This is a genomic window from Acinetobacter sp. AOR43_HL (genome assembly GCF_027854635.1).
Taxonomy (GTDB): domain Bacteria; phylum Pseudomonadota; class Gammaproteobacteria; order Pseudomonadales; family Moraxellaceae; genus Acinetobacter; species Acinetobacter pittii.
In genome coordinates this window covers 120,094-140,761 of sequence record NZ_JAKTHX010000036.1, presented here as the reverse complement: position 1 = coordinate 140,761, position 20,668 = coordinate 120,094, and the positions used below count along the sequence as shown (strand labels likewise).

The following is a 20,668-nucleotide window of genomic DNA, read 5'->3' as shown; positions in this document are numbered from 1 at the left end:
AACACCAGAAAAATAGCTGTTTCCCCAATATTTATCTGGTGTTGTTAATACTTTTTAGAAGAATAGCGGTACTGAAACAGCTATTCTCATCCCCAATTTAATCAGGTAATTTAAAGTCCGTTACCGATTCACGTAATGACTCGGCCATGTTTGCTAATTCAGAAACAGAGCGCGCTGTATCGAAAGTTGCAGTGGTCGTTTGTGAAGTAATTTCTTGCACGACTGTCATGGTAGTAGCAATGTGGCTGGCAGATGCAGATTGAAGTTTTGCTGCATCAGAAATGCTGGCAATTAAGTTTGCCAAGTCACCCGATACTTTTTGAATTTCATCCAAGGCAATACCCGCGTCTTTTGCCAAGTTTGCACCACGCACAACTTCAGTGGTGGTTTGTTCCATCGAAATAACAGCTTCATTTGTATCGGTCTGAATTGTTTTAACCAGAGTTTCGATCTGTTTAGTTGCCGATGCAGAACGCTCTGCAAGACGCTGTACTTCGTCAGCAACTACGGCGAAACCACGACCTGCTTCACCAGCCATAGATGCTTGAATTGCTGCGTTTAATGCAAGAATGTTAGTTTGGTCGGCAATATCGTTAATGAGCGATACGATGTTACCAATTTCTTGTGAAGACTCACCCAATCGCTTAATACGTTTAGATGTTTCTTGAATCTGTTCACGGATTGTGTCCATACCTTCAATTGAACGGTTTACCACTTGCGCACCATTAGAGGCAATTTGTACCGAACGCTCAGCTACCTCAGCAGACTCAGATGCATTTGAAGATACTTGGTCAATCGATTGCGCCATTTCATTCATTGCTGTTGATGCACCAGCAATTTCTTGAGCCTGATGCTCAGACGCCTCTGCTAATTGGTTCGTAATACTCTGCGTATCTTGTGTATAGCGAGCAACTTCTTGAGAGGTTTCATGAATGCGGGATACAAGGTCACGTAATTGGTCAATCGCAAAGTTAATCGAGTCGGCAATCGCTCCCGTAAAATCCTCAGATACAGTTGCATATGAACGTAAGTCACCATCTGCAAGATCGGCGATTTCATCAAGTAAACGTAAAATCGCGTTTTGGTTACGGTCATATTCGTCTTGTAATCGAGTAACACGTTGCTTATCCATCACACTACGTAATGTGATCAATTTAAATACAGAGAAGATTAAGCCTGCTAAAGAACTGATTAGCACCGCACCTAACAATAAAGTAAGCCAGTTCTTTCTTGCTACATCAGATAAATGCCCCAAGTTATCTAACATCACATCTGATTTAGAGAAGATCTGAGAAGATGCCTGACGAACATTGACAATCTGGTTACCATTTTTTAATACCGTGGCAGCAGCAGATTTTAAGACTTTGTCATATTCAGATTTAATACTTTCTAATGATTCACGTAAAGCCGGATCAGCAATACGATCAACACCCAATTCAGCATTACCATTAAGTTCAGCATTTAAATACGTACCAAACGTATCAATGTCTACACCAAAATCGCTAGTCGATACATTACCATCAGTACCACTTAATACCGAGTTAATAGAACGTAAAATACGTTCGGCAATAAACACCTGGTTTTTAGCAATAATTACCTGACTACTTGGCAAACCTTGACGCGCCATTTGGTCAACCATCAAGTTATATTCTGCCTGAATCTCAGGAACGGTTTCGCTAATAGAGATGTTGGTGTCATATAGCTGGTTAAGGACTTTTTGATGTGCTGAAATCAAATCGATGTTTTTTGAAAGTTCAGTCCACATAACTTGAACTTTTTGATATTCATCAGTCGACTTACCGTGAATATTTTCAATCTCAAGTAAGTTTTCATTAAAGCCTTTTTGAGACTGCTGTAGCTTGGTGATTGCCTCTTGAGAGCCAGACTCAGTTGCTTCAGTTGCTTGTTTAGAAATCGTTTGAGATAACAAACGTAACTCACCGAGACTTCGAATTAACTGGTTATGACGTGGAACGTTATAGAACAAATAGGCTAGAGAAACTAATGCAAGCACAAAACATAAAAGTGCTGCATATAGGATTGGCTTGGACTTTTCACTTTCCCCAAATAAACTGGCAAATTGCTCAATTTTTGACTGGATTGTTGCAATAAAATTGACACCCGATTTTTCGGACGCAACTCGACTACTGCCTTTCTTTTTAAGCTTAAAGCCCATAGCTTTTCCCCAGAAAAATACTCTGTTTTCACAGCGTAAAAATTAGTTTATAAATTTTGTCGATGCATTCATGTAATGTGGGTTTTGCAATAAACGACTAAATAAAAAGACATGCCAATGCTGGTTATGTTGATGAAAATAACCTTGGCAATATTCTTTTAGATTTTCCTCTAAGTCTAAGCTTTGAGAAAAAAAGCTTTTTTTATTAAAGTGCTGAATCCCCAAAACCTGATCCACGACCAACCCCACATACTGGTCGCGATGGCTAATACACAATACTTTTTGAGTTGACGAAAATGAACTTCGTTGCCCTAAAATAAAATGCGCCAAATCAGACACTGAAAGTAGTCTTCCTCGAATATTTGCCAATCCCTTTACCCAACTTTGGGTATTTGGAACTGGTGTATATTTTGGTGGATAGATTACTTCTGACACTTCCCCAAGTGGTGCGACGAAGTATTGCCCTCTCATTTCAAAAGCAATTCCTGACCATCGCTGTGCTTCATTTTGAACTGAAGCGTAATTCTTATTACCCCGTTTAGACAAACGAAGTAACTCAATAAATCCATTCGCTGCCATACTCGATCCTATAAAACGGGTACAAAATGCCCGTTATTTATGTTTTTATGGATGGATGAGTTAATTTAGAAATTGTTTAATTACATCAATCAATTGATTTTCTTCGATTGGCTTAATCAAATAATCGATTGCACCTTGACGCTTGCCCCATACACGGTCAGTTGCCTGATCTTTAGTACTCACAATAACAACAGGGATATGCTTAGTGTCTTCATCACGAGTAATCTGACGTGTTGCCTGAAAACCATTTACACCCGGCATTACAACATCCATCAATACAAGATCTGGTTGCTCTGCTTTTGCAAGAGTTACACCATCTGCACCATTTGATGCTTCAAGCACGTCATAACCATGTTTGGTTAGGATCTCTTTAAAACGGAAAGTTTCTGTTGGTGAATCATCTACAATGAGAATACGTGCCATTTTTTTGCCCTCAAATTATTGTTTATGAACTTACATGATTACGAATCGCGTTTAACAATTCATCTTTGCTAAAAGGTTTCGTCAAGTATTCATCTGAACCTACCACACGCCCTTTTGCCTGATCAAATAAACCATCTTTACTAGAGAGCATGATAACGGGAATATTCTGATAATTTTGAGAGTTTTTTATCAAAGCACAAGTTTGATAACCATCTAAACGAGGCATCATGATATCGACAAAAACAATATCCGGATTTGCTTCTGCAATTTTGGACAAAGCTTCAAATCCATCCACAGCAGTAATCACTTCACAGCCTTCACGCTGTAATAAGGTTTCTGCTGTACGGCGAATGGTTTTTGAGTCATCAATCACCATTACTTTCAGATTTTGGAATGCATCTTCCATTTAATCTTCCATCCCCATAAAAATAAAATATAAATGCAATTTAACTTAAATTTGTTTTTACACATTTATACGCATTTTTAACATATCTCACCTTCTATTTTCAATGAGGCATTTTTGTCTACTTTCTCATTTATAAACAATAACTTTTAACCTCATCACACTTTAATTAAAATTATCATTTTTTTTATAATGACTATATTTTTATTCAGCTAAATAATAATTAATATAATGAAGATTAAATATTTAAAAATAAGCGACTTAGCTATCTTTTTTGGGGATTTTCAATGAATGACAGGATGAAATATGCCTTTTACAGGAACTGTTTGTCTGTATCTATAGGCATTATTTCCTTCGGATCACTCTTTTTCTTACCCTCTGGTGTTGCTCTTGCCGATACGCCTAAAGCGGTTTGGTACCGTTATTATGATCAACATGGTATTGCCAATATTAGTACATCGGTTACACCTGCTCATATTCGTTATGGTTATGAAGCTCTAGATCGTAATATGCAAGTGATAAAAAGAAACCATTCTTATAATGCTGAAGCTGATTTAAATCAATCAAGTCAACGAGCATTACTAGCGCGACATAAAGAACAAGATATCAAATTAAAAAAAGCTTATAGCAATAGTAAGACAGCTTCGATTAAAAGAGATCAGGCATTAGTGTCTATAAAAAAGCAAATTAATTATCAACAGGAACAACTTAATCAATTACAACAAGACAAAATTTTATTTAAGCGTCAGGAAATGGAGTATTTCAGAAAAGGAGAACCGATTCCTGAGCGTCATAAGGCTTTGATTGAAAACAATCTAAATAATATTAATCGGGTTAAACAAACACTTGAAACACTTTCCAAGACCTATAACCGAACCAACAATGAGTATGAAAATATTATCGATCGTTTAAAAAAGCTTGAATAACTGCAAAGGTTTATCAAGAATAGGGGCAAAATAAAATTTGAATTATAGGATGATGCTGTATGCACACAATGCATCTCACCCCTTCTACTTTTTTTAAACTGAGTATTATTAGTTTATGTTTAATTTTAGCTGCATGTAATCAGCAAGAAACAACTCAAACCTCAGCCTCAGCTCCTGTAAAAATTGAGCTTATTCCTCAAGACCTTATTGCTGTTAAAGAAGGAGCTCTTGACTCTCAAAGTGCATTTACAGGAACTATTCGAGCGGTTCAGCAAAGTTCCATTCAGGCACAAGTGAGTGCAACAGCGACGAATGTCACTGCAAATGTGGGTCAACAGGTACAAAAAGGCCAAGTTCTGGTGAGATTGAATAATCAGGACAATGTTGCACGATTAGCACAAGCACGAGCTAACCTTGCATCAGCTCAGTCACAAGCTGAACTTGCTCGTAATTTGATGAACCGAAAACAAAGATTATTTAATCAAGGTTTTATTGCTCGTGTCGAGTTTGAACAAAGTCAGGTTGACTATAAAGGCCAGCTTGAAAGTGTAAAAGCACAACAAGCCAATGTTGATATTGCTAAAAAAGCGGATCAAGACGGAATTATTACTAGTCCAATTTCAGGTGTGATTACTAAACGCCAAGTTGAACCTGGCCAAACTGTTTCAGTTGGACAAACACTATTTGAAATCGTAAATCCTGATCAACTTGAAATACAGGCCAAGTTGCCAATTGAACAGCAATCTGCGCTTAAGATCGGTAGTAACATTCAATATCAAATTCAGGGCAATTCTAAACAACTAAATGCAACGCTTACTCGCATTTCACCTGTTGCCGATCAAGATAGTCGACAAATTGAGTTCTTTGCTGCTCCAAAAGAAAAAATTGACTCGTTAAGTATTGGAGCTTTCATTAATGGAAACATTTTGCGCAATGACACTCATCAAGGCCAAACTATTCCTTTAGACAGCATTCAAAATATACAACATGACCCTTTTGTGTGGGTGATACGCAATCACACCATTCAAAAAGTTAAAATTCGGGTGGTTGAACAGCGTTATAACGACAATATTGCTTTAGTCGAAGGTTTACAAAGCACAGATCTGGTCAGCCGTATTCAATTTGAAGATTCCGACATTAATAAAAAAGTGACGGTTACAACCGACAAAAATAAATAAGGTAGCAAATAGCGTATGTGGTTTACTCGAATCAGTGTGAAATACCCCGTTTTTACCATTATGATGATGCTCAGCTTAATGGTACTCGGGTTGGCCTCTTGGAAACGTATGACTGTCGAAGAGTTTCCAAATATAGATTTCCCATTCGTAGTAGTCACCACACAATATGCGGGTGCGTCACCTGAGGCTGTGGAGTCAGATATAACAAAAAAACTTGAAGATCAAATCAATACAATTTCAGGAATTAAACAAATTACTTCACGCTCAAGTGAAGGCCTTTCAATGGTGATTGCCGAGTTTAATCTTGATACTTCTTCGGCGATTGCAGCACAAGATGTTCGTGACAAAATTGCACCCGTCACAGCGCAGTTCCGTGATGAAATTGATACACCGATTGTGCAACGCTATGACCCCTCTTCTAGCCCAATCATGTCAGTCGTATTTGAATCAAATAGCATGAGTTTGGCGCAATTAAGTTCGTATGTAGATAAAAAAATCGTACCTCAGCTTAAAACGGTTTCGGGTGTCGGTAATGTGAATTTATTGGGCGACGCTAAACGGCAAATACGAATAAAGGTTATTCCTGCACAATTGCAAAGCTACGGCATTGGTATTGATCAGGTCATTAACACCTTAAAAAATGAAAATATTGAAGTGCCTGCAGGGACCTTACAGCAAAAAAATTCTGAACTGGTTGTACAGATTCAATCAAAAGTTATTCATCCCCTTGCATTTGGTGATTTAGTCATTGCCAATAAAAATGGTTCACCCATTTTTTTAAAGCAAGTGGCAACTGTTGAGGACACACAAGCCGAACTACAATCGAGTGCCTTTTATAATGGAAGAACTGCGGTCTCAGTCGATATCTTAAAAAGTTCCGATGCCAATGTAATTAAAGTCGTCGATCAGACTTATCAAACGTTAGAGAAATTAAAAGATCAAATGCCTGCGGGTTTAGATTACAAAGTCGTAGCTGATAGCTCTAAAGGTATTCGCGCTTCAATCAAAGATGTTGTTCGAACCATTATTGAAGGTGCTGCTTTAGCAGTTCTCATTGTTTTACTCTTTTTAGGCTCTTTCCGCTCTACAGTTATTACTGGTCTAACCTTACCGATTACCTTGCTCGGAACCTTAACTTTTATCTGGACATTTGGGTTTAGCATTAACATGATGACGCTGTTAGCTTTGTCACTCAGTATTGGTTTACTCATTGATGATGCAATTGTAGTTCGGGAAAATATCGTCCGACATACTGAACTGGGCAAAGACCATGTGACCGCGGCTCTTGAAGGGACAAAAGAAATTGGTTTAGCTGTACTCGCAACCACGCTTACTATTGTGGCAGTCTTTCTACCCGTAGCCTTTATGGGTGGTCTGATTGGACGCTTCTTTTATCAATTTGGTGTAACGGTCAGTACGGCTGTTTTAATTTCAATGTTTATTAGCTTTACGCTCGATCCAATGCTTTCAGCTCATTGGAAAGATCCTGTAAAGAAAAAAGATAATTGGCTACAACGTTTTTTTAACCATATTTCTAATTTGTTAGATCGGCTTACTCATGTTTATGAAAAGCTATTAAAGCTTGCTCTACGCTTCCGTTTCATTACAGTCATTGTTGCAATCGCTTCTTTATTTGCTGCATTAGGACTATCTAAACTCATCGGAACCGAATTTGTACCTACACCAGATAAAGGTGAAGTCCGTATCCAGTTCGAGACTCCTGTAGATTCTTCTTTAGAATATACCCAAGCCAAATTACATCAGGTCAATCAAATTATTAGACAATTCCCCGATGTCGTTTCTACTTATGGCGTGGTTAACAGTGAAGTAGACTCTGGTAAAAATCATGCTGGTTTAGGGGTGACCTTAAAACCGAAACAAGAACGTAGCTCAGATCTTAATACACTCAATAATCAGTTTCGTGAACGTTTGCAAACTGTAGCGGGTATTCGGGTAACTTCTGTTGCCGCAGCACAAGACTCTGTCTCTGGCGGACAAAAGCCAATCATGATTTCTATTAAAGGATCCGACCTAAATGAACTACAAAAAATTTCAGATCGTTTTATCGCTGAAATGGAAAAAATTAAAGGCGTAGTTGATTTAGAAAGTTCATTGAAAGAGCCTAAACCGACTTTAGGTGTTCATATTAATCGCGTGCTGGCAAGTGATTTGGGCTTATCTGTTTCCCAAATTGCGAATGCCATTCGACCATTAATTGCGGGCGATAATGTCACCACTTGGGAAGACCGCGACGGCGAAACTTATGATGTGAATTTACGTTTAAATGAAAATAAACGTATGCTTCCGCAAGATGTACAAAATTTATATATCAACTCTAATAAAACCAATGCAGCTGGACAAAATATATTAGTTCCATTGAGTGCCGTCGCAACGACCGAAGAAAAACTTGGGGCTTCGCAAATTAACAGACGTGACCTTGAACGTGAGGTTCTTATTGAGGCAAATACCTCTGGTCGCCCGAGCGGAGATATTGGTCAAGATATCGATAAAATGCAAAAGGCGTTTAAACTACCTGCAGGTTATACATTTGATACGCAAGGGGCAAATGCAGACATGGCTGAATCTGCTGGATACGCATTAACTGCCATTACCCTATCGATTGTATTTATTTATATCGTGTTAGGTTCTCAGTTCAATAGCTTTATTCATCCCGCAGCAATTATGGCGTCTTTACCTTTGTCATTGATTGGTGTTTTTCTTGCCTTATTCCTGTTCCAAAGCACTCTAAATCTGTTTTCGATTATTGGTATTATCATGCTGATGGGGCTTGTCACTAAAAATGCGATTTTGCTGATCGATTTTATTAAGAAAGCGATGGATCAGGGTGTGAGCCGTTATGACGCTATTTTACAAGCTGGTAAGACCCGTTTACGTCCAATTTTGATGACCACAAGTGCTATGGTGATGGGGATGGTTCCCTTAGCTTTAGGTCTCGGCGAAGGCGGTGAGCAAAGCGCACCAATGGCTCATGCGGTTATTGGTGGTGTGATAACCTCTACTCTGTTGACTCTTGTGGTTGTACCCGTCATTTTCACTTATCTGGATGACTTGAAAAACTTTATGCTGCGTCAAACACGACGATTCATGTCATAATGCAGCGATTATCGTATAATCTGCGTTTTTATAACGCTTAACTTTTAGGACTTTTTCCATGCGCGCAAGCCGCTTTTTATTTGCAACGTTGAGAGAAACCCCAAATGATGCTGAAGTGATTTCACACCAGCTCATGTTACGTGCGGGGATGATTCGTAAATTGGCATCTGGTTTATATACATGGCTGCCGATGGGAACACGTGTGCTTAAAAAAGTAGATGCGATTGTTCGTGAAGAAATGAACCGTTCAGGCGCAATGGAAGTATTCATGCCCGTGACTCAACCTGCAAGTCTTTGGGAAGAATCAGGTCGATATGAACAATATGGCCCTGAGTTATTACGTTTTAAAGATCGTCATACGAACCCATTTGTACTTGGGCCAACGCATGAAGAAGTTATTACAGATATGGCGCGTAACGAATTAAAAAGTTATAAGCAGCTTCCTGTAAATTTCTATCAAATTCAAACTAAATTCCGTGATGAAATCCGTCCACGTTTTGGTGTAATGCGTTCACGTGAGTTCATCATGAAAGATGCTTATTCTTTCCATGCAACTCAAGAATCATTACAAGAAACTTATGATGTGATGTATGACACATATAGCCGTATTTTCACTCGTTTAGGTTTAGATTTCCGCCCAGTACAAGCAGATACAGGCTCTATTGGTGGTTCAGCTTCACACGAATTCCACGTATTGGCTGCTAGTGGTGAAGATGACATCGCATTTTCAACTGAATCTGATTATGCAGCAAACGTTGAAATGGCTGAGGCTGTTTTAGTGGGTGAACGTGCAGCACCGACACAAGAATTTAAATTGGTTGAAACGCCAAACCAAAAAACGATTGATGATGTTTGCCAATTCTTAAATGCTGATCCAAAGCAATCTGTTAAAGCATTATTGGTTCAAGGCGTTGCTGATGAAAAAGGTAATGTTCCTGTCGTTGCTCTATTTGTACGTGGTGACCACGAACTTAATGAGATTAAAGCTGAGAAACATCCTTTAGTTGCTGCACCTCTTACTTTTGCAACTGAAGAACAACTTCAAGCATTTGGTTTAACTGCTGGCTTTACAGGTCCACAAGGTTTAGTTGAAAAAGGCTTAACTGTAATTGTTGACCGTGCTGCATCTGTTCTTTCAGACTTCGTTGCTGGTGCAAATGAAGCTGACAAACATGCGGTTGGCGTAAACTGGGAACGTGATGCGCAAATTAGCGAAATTTTTGACTTACGTAATGTGGTTGAAGGCGATCCATCTCCAGATGGCAAAGGCACACTACAAATTAAACGTGGTATCGAAGTAGGCCATATTTTCCAGCTAGGTACTAAATACTCTGAAGCTTTAGGCTGTAAAGTTCTAGGTGAAGATGGCAAACCATTTACAGTAACTATGGGATGCTACGGTATTGGTGTAACACGTGTTGTTGCAGCTGCAATTGAACAAAACTACGATGACAAAGGTATTATCTGGCCTCAAGCCATTGCACCTTTTGAAATTGCAATTGTTCCAATGAATGCGCACAAATCACCACGTACTCTTGAAGCAGCAGAGTCTCTTTATGCAGAACTTCAAGCTCAAGGTTTTGATGTGTTACTTGACGATCGTAACGAACGCCCAGGCGTTAAATTCTCTGACCTTGAGTTAATGGGTATTCCACACCGTATTGTGATTGGTGAAAAAGGTCTTGATGCTGGTACTTTTGAATATAAAGGCCGCCGCGATGCTGAAGCGAGCAATTTAACTAAAGAAGAGCTTTTAGCTAAGTTAGCGCGTTAATAAATACATAAATAAAAAGCAGCTTTTCGAAGCTGCTTTTTTAAACTCAATTTTATGCCTGAACCGTTAAGTCCTTAACAGTCGTTGATGAACCATTGTTTTTAACCGACTCAATTCCTTTATCTCGTGAAGCTTCACTCGCATAGAACTGACTCGTGCCAATAATTTGATGATTTGCAGCTTTTAAATTGAAATAAGGTTTCCCATTCTTTGCAGTTAAACGCTCATATCGGGCGTCATCACCACTGTTTTTCTGAATTGACTCAATACCATTTACAGCAGAGGCTTTTGCCTTATATAGCTCGCTATTTAAAATAGGCTCACCATTTCCTGCCTTTAAGATAAAGCGATATTGTCCATCACTCGCTTGTGAAATTTCGTACCATCCTGCCATAAAAACCTCATTTTTTTGTTGGTGTGGGTATGACTTTCGTTATTATTCTGGACGAAAGTTATTTGTTATTAATGACAATATAAAGGCGTAAATATCCCTTGAACAGCCCATTTTTTATACTTTTTCGTAATGAAATTATAATGATGTTAGGAATTTAAAAAGCAGAGATATAGACATATATCTCTGCTGAAATGTAATAATAATTAACAGTTTAAGCTTTTTTTACAAATTCAGATTTAAGTTTCATCTGACCAATACCATCAATTTTGCAATCAATATTGTGGCCATCACTTGCATCTGGAACTAAACGAATCGTTTTTACCTTTGTCCCTACTTTAACGACTGAAGAAGAGCCTTTAATTTTTAAGTCTTTAATTACAGTGACGCTATCACCGTCTGCCAAGACATTTCCATTTGCATCTTTAATAATTTCTTGTTCTTCAGTTGCTGATGCTTCTCCTTCTTTCCACTCATGTGAACATTCAGGACAAATCAATAAGTCGCCATCTTGGTAAGTATATTCTGATTGGCATTTTGGGCAGTTTGGCAAAGACATGAAAAAAATCTCAAAAAGTATATTATGCGAGATATGACTCATTTTTTAAAGTTTTAAATAAGAGACTTTTACCAAAAAAAAATTTATATATTTATTTTAAGTTTTTACTTAATAAATATTCTTTCAAAATAATTGCATGGTTATTTTCAACATCTTTTGCTGAATATAAAAGCGTAACTGTATGTTTTGCTGCGATGTGTTGTAGCTCCTCAACTGCTGGATTGGTCTCAAGCTCTTTTAAATAGCGTTGTTTAAACTCTTGCCAATGATCAGGCGTTGCAGCATGAAACCATTTTCTAAGTTCTGTCGAGGGTGCTATTTCTTTTAGCCATAAATCCAAATGAGCATTTTCCTTACTAATTCCCCTGCTCCATAGGCGGTCAACCAAAATTCGCTTACCGTCACTAGGGTCGGCCTTTTCATAAATTCTTTTAATATGTATATCCATTTCTGACACCTACTCAGCTTAATCTAAATATCATTGGCTTAATCATCACATTGATTTGCCTTCCTCTACAATCTAAATCTTTTGCGCTAAATATTGCCTCAATTTGCCATTACTGATTAATTCAGGCATATAAATTGCTTTTGAATTTTTCATTATTTTATCAAATGGTAAAAAATGAAATATTATATTTATCCGTGTTCATCTCAAAAAGACGCCCCTTATTTGATTTTCTCATCTGGCTTAGGTGGTCATGCTAGTTTTTGGAGCCCACAACTTGAATCGTTGAGTACGCATTTCAACATCGTGACTTATGACCAAGAAGGCTGTCACCAAGACAGTGCTTTATTACCTGCACACTACCATATGTGTGACATGGCAAATCAAGTACTACACTTATTAGAACATCTTCAAATTCATGAGTTTCATATGATCGGGCATGCTTTGGGTGGCATCATCGGAATGGAACTCGCAAAGCAACTAAAATCTAGCTCAATTACCATGCTCAGCCTGACACTGATTAATGCGTGGGATGAGCTAGATGCTCATACGCAAAAATGTTTTGATGCCCGTATCGCATTGTTAGCCTCTGCGGGTGCTGAAGCCTATGTACGTGCACAGGCATTATTTTTGTATCCTCCAGCATGGATTTCTCAGAATCATAGCCACATTAAAAGTACCGAAGATATTCAGCTCCAAGGTTTTCCGCCCAAGACAAATGTATTTGCACGACTCAAAGCATTGATGCGCTTTCAATTACAAGCAGAGCACTTACAAGCATTGCAAGACACTGCAATTCATATCGTTGCCAATCAAGATGATTTTTTAGTTCCAGCACATAAATCACAAGATCTTTTTACCAAACTTGGTCATGGTCAACTCTGCATTTTACCCTCTGGTGCCCATGCTTCCACAGTGACCGAATCTCAACAACTAAATCAAACTTTCATTCAATTTTTCCATAGCATTAAGGCCTTATCATGAATGCAAAAACATTAAATATGTTAGATCAACTCTTTTTAGAAGCTAGAACCCACAGCACGTGGTTAGATAAAGCCGTCAGCCCCGAGCAAATTCAACAAATTTATGATCTGGTCAAAATGGCACCGACTTCTGCCAACTGTAGTCCTGCTCGTTTTGTATTTTTAACAACACCTGAAGCTAAACAAAAACTCAAGCCAGCATTGTCGTCTGGCAATGTAGAAAAGACGATAACAGCTCCTGTCACTGTTTTGGTTGCAACCGATGCAAGATTTTATGACAAACTGCCAGAACTATTTCCGTATGCCGATGCAAAATCATGGTTTACATCAAGTGATGCCGTAGCACATGAAACTGCCTTTCGTAATAGTTCATTGCAAGCTGCATATTTAATTATGGCATGCCGTAGTTTAGGTTTAGATACGGGTCCAATGTCTGGTTTTGATGCGAAACAAGTTGATGAGCTATTTTTTGCAGGGACAAATCATCATATTAATCTCATCATTAACATCGGCTATGGCGACCCTCAGAAAGTTTATACACGCCTTCCTCGTTTAAATTTTGAAGAGGCTTGTCGAGTGGAATGAGTTAAGTCCATAACACCCTCTTCAATCTCAAAAGAGAAATACTTTAGTCCTACACGGCGACTTCAATGTCGCCTTTTTTTGTTCTGCTGTTTTATAAAATTGGATGTAATACACACTCCAAAAGTAAAATTGATCAAATGATGCACAATGAAGCAAGTTAGTTCCTCCTTGGTGCATAATCGCATTATTTTTTACCATTTGATAAAAATTATACCAAACAATAAACTCAATACATTGATAAATATATAAATATTAAAGTTGGCACGCGCTATGCATTATTAAAAATACAAACAAATACTGAAAATTATATCGTTTATAGCTTTCAGTTCGACTTCCTAAACTCACGATGGGGAATCAAGATGAAGATCGGCGTTTTTTGTCCAATTGGAAATAATGGCTGGCTGCTTTCAGAAAATGCACCGCAATATAAACCTACCTTTGAGTTAAACAAACAAATTGTACAACGTGCTGAACACTACGGTTTTGACTTTGCCCTTTCCATGATTAAGTTGCGTGGTTTTGGCGGAAAAACTGAGTTTTGGGACTATAACCTTGAAACATTTACCCTCATGGCAGGTCTCGCTGCTGTCACCAGTAAAATCCAAATTTATGCAACCGCTGCAACACTAGTCATGCCTCCTGCAATTGTGGCACGTATGGCATCGACCATAGATTCGATTTCCAACGGTCGCTTTGGATTAAACGTCGTGACTGGATGGCAAATGCCTGAATATTCCCAAATGGGTATGTGGCCTGGCGATGAATATTTTGCTAAGCGCTATGACTACTTATCTGAGTATGTCGAAGTTTTGCGTGAACTTTGGGCAACTGGGAAGTCAGACCTAAAAGGCGAGTTCTTCCAGATGAATGATTGTCAGGTCAAACCACAGCCTCAAGCTGATATGAAAATTATCTGTGCAGGACAGTCTGATGCTGGTTTAGCTTTTTCCGCAAAATATGCTGACTACAACTTTGTTTTCGGAAAAGGTTTAAACACACCGACAGCCTATGCCGAAATTAATGATCGCTTAAAAGCTCAAACTGACAAAACTGGACGCAATGTACAGACCTATGTGTTGTTTATGGTAATTGCTGCCGAAACAGATGAAGCTGCAATGCAGAAGTGGCAACACTATAACGACGGTGCGGACATGGAAGCTATTCGTTGGCTACAAGACCAAGGTGCAAAAGATAAAGTGTCTGGCACTGACACCAATATTCGCCACATGGCTTCTAGCGTTTCTCCCGTCAATATCAATATGGGCACCATTGTTGGCTCTTTTAAAAATGTCGCAAAAATGCTCGATCAAATTTCCGAGATTAAAGGGACAGAGGGAATTTTGTTGACCTTTGATGACTTTTTACAAGGCATAGAAGATTTTGGTCAACGCATTCAACCGCTCATGAAATGTCGTGAAAGTGTCGTTACCGAACTGACAGAGCAAGCCGAACCAACTGTTTTGGAGAAAAGTGCATGAATGAAATGTCTAATATTGTATGTGCAGAATTCACGGCACAGATTGGTACAGGCAAAGTGTTGAAAGCCGAACCTGAACATATTCAATTAGCAGCAGAACAAACTGCGCTTATTGTCATTGATATGCAAAATGCCTACACCTCTTTAGGTGGGTATTTAGATTTAGCAGGTTTTGATGTCTCCAAGACTAAACCCGTAGTCGAAAATATTAAAAAGGCGATTGATGCTGCACACAGTGCAGGGATTCAGGTCATCTATTTTCAAAATGGCTGGGATAAAAACTACGTCGAAGCTGGTGGTCTAGGCTCACCAAATTTTCATAAATCCAATGCTTTAAAAACCATGCGTAAACGCCCCGAATTACAAGGCCAACTTTTATCTAAAGGCGGTTGGGACTTTGCTTTAATTGATGAGTTACAACCTCTTCCACAAGACATCATTATTGAAAAGCCACGTTATAGCGGTTTCTTTAACACAGCGCTCGACAGCATTTTACGTGCTCGTGGCATTCGTAATTTGGTCTTTGTAGGCATTGCCACGAATGTCTGTGTCGAGTCGACCTTACGTGATGGTTTCTTTTTGGAATATTTCGGTGTTGCACTTAAAGATGCTTGCTATCAAGCCGGACCTCAAGAGGCTCATGACGCAGCCCTATATAACATTAAAACTTTTTTTGGCTGGGTATCTGACACCAATAGTTTTATTGAAACCTTTAGTTCGGCATCAACATTGCTACAGCAATCTGCCTAATTCATACATTTAATTTTATCTAAAATTTTTGATTTGGAGCATCTTATGTCTAAACAAGTTGTTATTCCTGAAGGAACATCGGCACCACTTGCACCCTATGTTCCTGCAACCAAAGCAGACAATATTGTGTATGTCTCAGGCACATTGGCTTTTGATGAAAATAATAATGTGGTTTGTATTGGTGATGCTGCCGGACAAACTCGCCATATTTTAGAAACAATCAAAAAAGTGATTGAAACTGCGGGTGGCACCATGGATGACGTAACGTTCAATTCCATTTTCATTAAAGATTGGGCGGACTATAGCGCAGTGAATACGGTATATGCAGAATATTTTCCGGGTGACAAACCTGCTCGCTTTTGTATCCAGTGCGGCTTGGTGAAACCCGATGCCTTAATTGAAATTGCATCGATTGCCCATGTGGGATAAACGATGTCACTGATAAAAACCTTCAGCATCATAACTGATGTGATGTTTTAGCCTCGATTCATTGTAATGATCATGCATTGGGGTTGGAGAGCAATCATGCAAAAAAGAGAAGAGAAACAGGTTTTAACTCCATCTGCTATTCAGCAGGCTCAAACATGCTCAACACACTTAGAAGTAGATCAGCATACTTTTAGACAAGGCATGGCAAATCTTGGAGCAGCAGTGAATGTCATCACGACAGATGGACCTGCGGGACAGGCTGGCTTTACAGCCTCCGCTGTATGTAGCGTAACCGATACACCACCGACACTATTGGTTTGTCTCAATCGCTCAGCATCAGTTTTTAATACTTTTAAACAAAACGAGGTGCTTTGTGTCAATACTTTAGCTGCCCATCAAAGTACGCTATCTACAATATTCGGCGGAAAAACACCAATGCCAGAACGCTTTGCCCATGGGGAATGGAGCAGGCTACTCACTGGTTCTCCGATTTTGAATGAGGCCTTGGTGTCATTTGATTGTGAAATTGTACAAAGCATGAGTATCGGTAGTCATGACGTCTTGTTTTGTGCAGTCAAAGCAATGAAACACCAAAGTGGACTTAATGCACTTATGTACTTCAACCGCAGTTATTGCGAATTACAAACAGCATGCTAATGCAGATAAAAAATGAAAAAGAGGATCTGTTATGCGAACAAAAGAATCTTGGTTTCCTAAATTTAAGCCACACACAGGTAATTTAGAAACTCCCGTACAAATTGATGAATATCTCCCTCCCGGTAAAAGTATTGTTTTGGGGTTACAACATGCTTTTGCTATGTTCGGAGCAACTGTTTTAGCTCCGTTACTCATGGGCTTTGATCCGAACCTCACCATTTTTATTACTGGTATTGGCACCATCTTGTTCTTTTTAATTACAGGTGGGCGTATGCCCAGCTATCTAGGATCAAGCTTCGCGTTTATTGGCGCAGTCGCTGCCGCCACAGGCTATGCAGGGGTTGGATCAAATCCCAATTTAGCTGTGGCGCTTGGCGGTACAATCATTTGCGGTTTGGTTTATGCATGCATCGGTTTAATTGTGATGAAAACTGGAACTGCATGGATTGAAAAACTCATGCCACCCGTGGTCACTGGTGCAATTGTCATGATTATTGGTTTAAACCTTGCACCTGTAACAATTAAAAGCGTTTCGACAAATAGCTTTGACACGTGGATGGCAGTCATTACCATTTTATGCATTAGTGCTGTTGCTGTTTTTACAAGAGGTATGATTCGCCGCCTTCTATTACTCATCGGGCTCATCAGTGCTTATTTTATTTATTTTCTACTCACCAATATCTTAGGGTTAGGCAAACCCATCGATTTTAATGCAATCAGTCAAGCTGCATGGTTTGGCCTACCCACTTTTCACTCACCTGTTTTTAATGCCAAAGCTATTTTATTGATTGCACCTGTTGCGCTTATTTTAGTCGCTGAAAACTTGGGACATTTTAAAGCGGTTTCTGCCATGACAGAACGTAATTTATCGCCATATATGGGGCGTGCTTTTTTTGCAGATGGTATCTGTACAAGTTTATCAGCTTCTGTTGGTGGTACAGGCATGACGACTTATGCTGAAAATATTGGAGTAATGGCTGTAACTAAAGTCTATTCAACGACTATTTTTGTGGTTGCGGGACTATTTGCAATTCTACTCGGTCTATCTCCTAAATTTGGAGCAATCATTAGTACCATCCCTGTCGCTTTATTAGGCGGTGCATCCATTGTTGTCTTTGGTTTAATTACTGTGGCTGGAGCAAAAATTTGGATCGATAACAAAGTTGATTTCACCAAAAATAGTACTTTAATTATTGCAGCAGTCAGCCTGATTATGGGTGCTGGTAATTTAAGCCTACATATTGGGCCATTTGACCTAGGGGGTATTGGAACTGCGACACTTGCAGCAATTGTGCTTAACCTATTACTCAACAGAACGGAAAAATCTGAAAGTCAATCTATTGAAAAATCAGTAGAACCGCTTAATTCTGTCCCACATCTCTAATTCTGGAGAAACTCCTTGATTCAAAGTGTTTCATTTATCGGTTTAGGTGCAATGGGATGGCACATGGCTTCCCATTTAACCCAAGTATGTAGCCAAGTCTATGTTTGGAATCGTACTTTTGCTAAAGCAAAGCAACATGAACAAACCTTTGGTACGGAGGCTGTAGACCTGACACAAGCTCTACAAGCAGATATTATCTTTTCATGCCTACCGACTAGCCAAGATGTAGAAAATTTAATTGCGAATTCTCAACTAAAACAAGGCTGTATTTGGGTGGATTGCACTAGCGGTGTGCCAGAGACTGCAAGAAAACTCAGCCAACAGCTCAAATTAAGTGGAGTTGATTATTTAGATGCACCAGTTTCAGGACAAACGATTGGGGCTGAACGAGGAACTCTCACGGTAATGGTCGGAGGTAACGAGTCTGCTTTTAAAAGAGCAAAACCAATCATTCAAGCCTTTGCTAATTTAGTTGAATATGTCGGCGAAAGTGGTGCTGCCTTTGCAGTAAAGGCTATTAATAATACGTTAATGGCAACACATCTTTGGGCGTTGGCAGAGGGATTAAGTATCCTTAAATCCCAAGGCGTAAATTTACACTCCGCAATGAACTGCATTAACCACTCTAGCGGCAAAAGTAATGTTTCAGAACACATCATGATGCAACGCGTTTTAAACCGCAAATTTGAAAAAACTTTTGCATTAGATTTATTACAAAAGGATATTGGAATTGCACTAAATCTCGTTACTCAAAATAATTTGGAACTCCCAGCTTTTAATCTTATTCAGCAACAGTTTAATCAGGTTTCCAAACCCGATGCACAACAAGTTGATTTTTCAGCCATAGTTAAGCTATTGGAACAACAAAACCAATTAGAACTATGTTAAGAGTAGGTCGCGTGACCTACTCTTTTATAAGAAAGTAGAGTGACTTTATTGATCTGGAATTTCAGCTTCAATCAATAAGGTAAGCAAAGATAGGGATTCTTGCCACCCTAAATAACAAGCTTCTACAGGAATAACTTCCGGTATTCCTTCTTGCGTAATATGCACTTCTGTACCTACCAATACGCTTTTTAATGTAATAGTAACCTGCATAGTCCCAGGTAAATTTGGGTCATCGAATTGATCGTTGTAGCGAATTAGTTCATTTGGAACTAATTCCACATATGTTCCGCCAAAAGCATGTGTTGAATCTGTTGAAAAATTGGTAAAACTCATTTTGTATGAGCCACCAACATTTGCATCAAAACTATGAACTTTCGCAGTAAAACCGTGGGGCGGTAACCACTTGACTAAAGCATCTGGATCTAAAAATGCACGATAGACTCGCTCGGCTGGTGCCTTAAACACGCGATGAAATTTCACTGTACCTGTTGCCATCATATTCTCCTTATTTTAATTTCTTTTAAATTATCGAAATTATGGCTATTAGCTTAAACCTTCCGATTTATCCGAACGTATATTTTTGGTGTTTTTTTAAACAAAAAAGCCAACTTCAGGACAAACTCAAATTACGAAAACTATGGCTGATTTTTTAGTAAAAATGGAGCAAAATAGTCAGCAATCATAAAGAAACATATTGAATTTGAGATTAACCATGAGTCTGCTCGCTTTCTCCTCATATGCTTTAAACGGTGTAGATGCACAAAAGTTTTTACAAGGCCAAGTTACTGTAGATACTGAACGTTTAGCTGAAAATACAACTCGCTATACAGCCATTTGTGATCTTAAAGGTCGTATTCACTTTGGGCTGTGGCTAAAGAAGATTAATCCTGAAAGTTTTGAAATTGTAGTTACTCAAGATCAAGCTGAAGAGTTCGCCAAGCATATTAAAAAGTATGGTGCCTTTTCAAAAATGACTTTAAATGAACAAGGCACTGTGTTCCCAAAAGTTGAGGATCATCAAACTGAATTCACTACTGCTGAAACTGATATTTCAGAATGGCAAAAACAAGCCATTATGACTGGTCAAGCTTGGATTACACAGGCTACTGAACATGAATTCCAACCACAGGAATTACGTTTACATCAACGCGAAGGCGTCAATTACGACAAGGGCTGTTACTTAGGCCAAGAAATTGTGGCGCGTCTTTGGTTTAAAGCAAAACCAAAACACTGGTTACATCTTGTGCAAGGTACAGGTGAAGCACCTGCTTCAGCAACTCAATTAAATAACGATGTTGAAGTCGTCAATAGTATTGCAAATGATGAAGGCTATCTTGCTTTAGTTATAGCTAAACCTGCTGCTCTTCAAGAGTTAGGGATTCAAGTTCTTGAGTTACCAGAAGCTTTAAGTGGCGACGTAGCAAGACCACAATAATAACTTTTATTAGTTCAAACTGCCCACTGCTAAGTTAGTGGGCTTTTTTATAGATACAAAACACTAATGATTTCATTAGATTAGAACGTCAATTTTTTAAGCTTTATATGCC

Annotated in this window: 22 protein-coding genes; 14 read left to right on the top strand and 8 right to left on the bottom strand. The window is 38.8% G+C overall.

Features of this window, described 5'->3' with window-relative positions:
- Positions 1-97 precede the first annotated feature (97 nt).
- Genes MKL33_RS18505 through pilG form a run of 4 tightly spaced genes read right to left on the bottom strand, consistent with a single transcriptional unit; the run spans position 98 to position 3,584 of the window.
- Positions 98-2,176, bottom strand: coding sequence for a methyl-accepting chemotaxis protein (locus tag MKL33_RS18505; RefSeq protein WP_161282947.1), 2,079 nt, complete (start codon positions 2,174-2,176; stop codon positions 98-100).
- A gap of 42 nt (positions 2,177-2,218) precedes the next feature.
- Positions 2,219-2,755, bottom strand: coding sequence for a chemotaxis protein CheW (locus tag MKL33_RS18500; RefSeq protein WP_002116439.1), 537 nt, complete (start codon positions 2,753-2,755; stop codon positions 2,219-2,221).
- A 60-nt stretch (positions 2,756-2,815) separates the two neighbouring features.
- On the bottom strand, positions 2,816-3,178 hold the full coding sequence (locus MKL33_RS18495; protein WP_002116220.1) for a response regulator: 363 nt from the start codon (positions 3,176-3,178) through the stop codon (positions 2,816-2,818).
- A 22-nt stretch (positions 3,179-3,200) separates the two neighbouring features.
- Entirely contained in the window at positions 3,201-3,584 is a 384-nt protein-coding gene (pilG, locus tag MKL33_RS18490; RefSeq protein WP_000389061.1) for a twitching motility response regulator PilG, read from the bottom strand.
- Between the two features lie 284 nt (positions 3,585-3,868).
- On the opposite strand from pilG, the gene MKL33_RS18485 reads away from it, so the two are divergent.
- From MKL33_RS18485 to MKL33_RS18470, 4 genes are all read left to right on the top strand, one after another.
- Positions 3,869-4,507, top strand: a complete 639-nt coding sequence (locus tag MKL33_RS18485) for a hypothetical protein (RefSeq protein WP_213071362.1) — start codon at positions 3,869-3,871, stop codon at positions 4,505-4,507.
- A gap of 68 nt (positions 4,508-4,575) precedes the next feature.
- Positions 4,576-5,685, top strand: coding sequence for an efflux RND transporter periplasmic adaptor subunit (locus tag MKL33_RS18480; RefSeq protein ID WP_270907504.1), 1,110 nt, complete (start codon positions 4,576-4,578; stop codon positions 5,683-5,685).
- Positions 5,686-5,700: 15 nt separating this feature from the next.
- The gene (locus tag MKL33_RS18475; protein ID WP_270907500.1) at positions 5,701-8,799 is read left to right on the top strand and encodes an efflux RND transporter permease subunit; all 3,099 of its coding nucleotides are present in this window, start codon (positions 5,701-5,703) and stop codon (positions 8,797-8,799) included.
- Positions 8,800-8,857: 58 nt separating this feature from the next.
- A complete protein-coding gene (locus MKL33_RS18470) occupies positions 8,858-10,573 on the top strand; it encodes a proline--tRNA ligase (RefSeq protein ID WP_039762977.1) in 1,716 nt (571 codons plus the stop codon).
- 52 nt (positions 10,574-10,625) lie between these two features.
- Here MKL33_RS18470 and MKL33_RS18465 read toward each other — a convergent pair whose 3' ends face one another.
- The 3 genes from MKL33_RS18465 to MKL33_RS18455 form a co-directional block, all read right to left on the bottom strand.
- Positions 10,626-10,967 (bottom strand): YegP family protein, encoded by a 342-nt coding sequence (locus MKL33_RS18465; RefSeq protein WP_005064346.1) that lies wholly within the window; start codon positions 10,965-10,967, stop codon positions 10,626-10,628.
- A 211-nt stretch (positions 10,968-11,178) separates the two neighbouring features.
- Positions 11,179-11,523, bottom strand: coding sequence for a zinc ribbon domain-containing protein YjdM (locus tag MKL33_RS18460; RefSeq protein ID WP_002116259.1), 345 nt, complete (start codon positions 11,521-11,523; stop codon positions 11,179-11,181).
- Positions 11,524-11,614: 91 nt separating this feature from the next.
- On the bottom strand, positions 11,615-11,971 hold the full coding sequence (locus MKL33_RS18455) for a DUF488 domain-containing protein (protein WP_017400251.1): 357 nt from the start codon (positions 11,969-11,971) through the stop codon (positions 11,615-11,617).
- 174 nt (positions 11,972-12,145) lie between these two features.
- On the opposite strand from MKL33_RS18455, the gene rutD reads away from it, so the two are divergent.
- The 8 genes from rutD (at position 12,146) to MKL33_RS18415 (ending at position 19,121) form a co-directional block, all read left to right on the top strand.
- Entirely contained in the window at positions 12,146-12,952 is an 807-nt protein-coding gene (gene rutD, locus MKL33_RS18450) for a pyrimidine utilization protein D (RefSeq protein ID WP_017400252.1), read from the top strand.
- Positions 12,949-13,536: a malonic semialdehyde reductase gene (locus MKL33_RS18445; RefSeq protein WP_032005458.1), complete on the top strand. Its 588-nt coding sequence runs from the start codon at positions 12,949-12,951 to the stop codon at positions 13,534-13,536. The genes rutD and MKL33_RS18445 overlap by 4 nt, the downstream gene beginning before the upstream one ends.
- Before the next feature lie 359 nt (positions 13,537-13,895).
- The gene (gene rutA, locus MKL33_RS18440; protein ID WP_270907499.1) at positions 13,896-15,014 is read left to right on the top strand and encodes a pyrimidine utilization protein A; all 1,119 of its coding nucleotides are present in this window, start codon (positions 13,896-13,898) and stop codon (positions 15,012-15,014) included.
- Entirely contained in the window at positions 15,011-15,763 is a 753-nt protein-coding gene (gene rutB / locus MKL33_RS18435) for a pyrimidine utilization protein B (protein WP_017400255.1), read from the top strand. The genes rutA and rutB overlap by 4 nt, the downstream gene beginning before the upstream one ends.
- A 45-nt stretch (positions 15,764-15,808) precedes the next feature.
- Positions 15,809-16,192 carry a pyrimidine utilization protein C gene (rutC, locus tag MKL33_RS18430; RefSeq protein ID WP_005072774.1) on the top strand — a complete coding sequence of 128 codons (384 nt, stop codon included), beginning with the start codon at positions 15,809-15,811 and terminating at the stop codon, positions 16,190-16,192.
- A gap of 66 nt (positions 16,193-16,258) precedes the next feature.
- Positions 16,259-16,849, top strand: coding sequence for an NADH-dependent FMN reductase RutF (gene rutF, locus MKL33_RS18425; protein WP_270907498.1), 591 nt, complete (start codon positions 16,259-16,261; stop codon positions 16,847-16,849).
- A 31-nt stretch (positions 16,850-16,880) separates the two neighbouring features.
- Positions 16,881-18,233, top strand: a complete 1,353-nt coding sequence (gene rutG, locus MKL33_RS18420; RefSeq protein WP_032056680.1) for a pyrimidine utilization transport protein G — start codon at positions 16,881-16,883, stop codon at positions 18,231-18,233.
- Between the two features lie 15 nt (positions 18,234-18,248).
- Positions 18,249-19,121: an NAD(P)-dependent oxidoreductase gene (locus tag MKL33_RS18415; RefSeq protein WP_270907497.1), complete on the top strand. Its 873-nt coding sequence runs from the start codon at positions 18,249-18,251 to the stop codon at positions 19,119-19,121.
- A 45-nt stretch (positions 19,122-19,166) separates the two neighbouring features.
- On the opposite strand, the gene MKL33_RS18410 is transcribed toward MKL33_RS18415, so the two are convergent.
- Positions 19,167-19,619 carry an SRPBCC family protein gene (locus MKL33_RS18410; RefSeq protein WP_270907496.1) on the bottom strand — a complete coding sequence of 151 codons (453 nt, stop codon included), beginning with the start codon at positions 19,617-19,619 and terminating at the stop codon, positions 19,167-19,169.
- A gap of 38 nt (positions 19,620-19,657) precedes the next feature.
- Here MKL33_RS18410 and MKL33_RS18405 point away from each other — a divergent pair, with 38 nt between their 5' ends.
- Positions 19,658-19,774, top strand: a complete 117-nt coding sequence (locus MKL33_RS18405) for a hypothetical protein (protein ID WP_002116161.1) — start codon at positions 19,658-19,660, stop codon at positions 19,772-19,774.
- 59 nt (positions 19,775-19,833) lie between these two features.
- Entirely contained in the window at positions 19,834-20,556 is a 723-nt protein-coding gene (gene ygfZ, locus MKL33_RS18400) for a CAF17-like 4Fe-4S cluster assembly/insertion protein YgfZ (RefSeq protein WP_270907495.1), read from the top strand.
- Positions 20,557-20,668 lie beyond the last annotated feature (112 nt).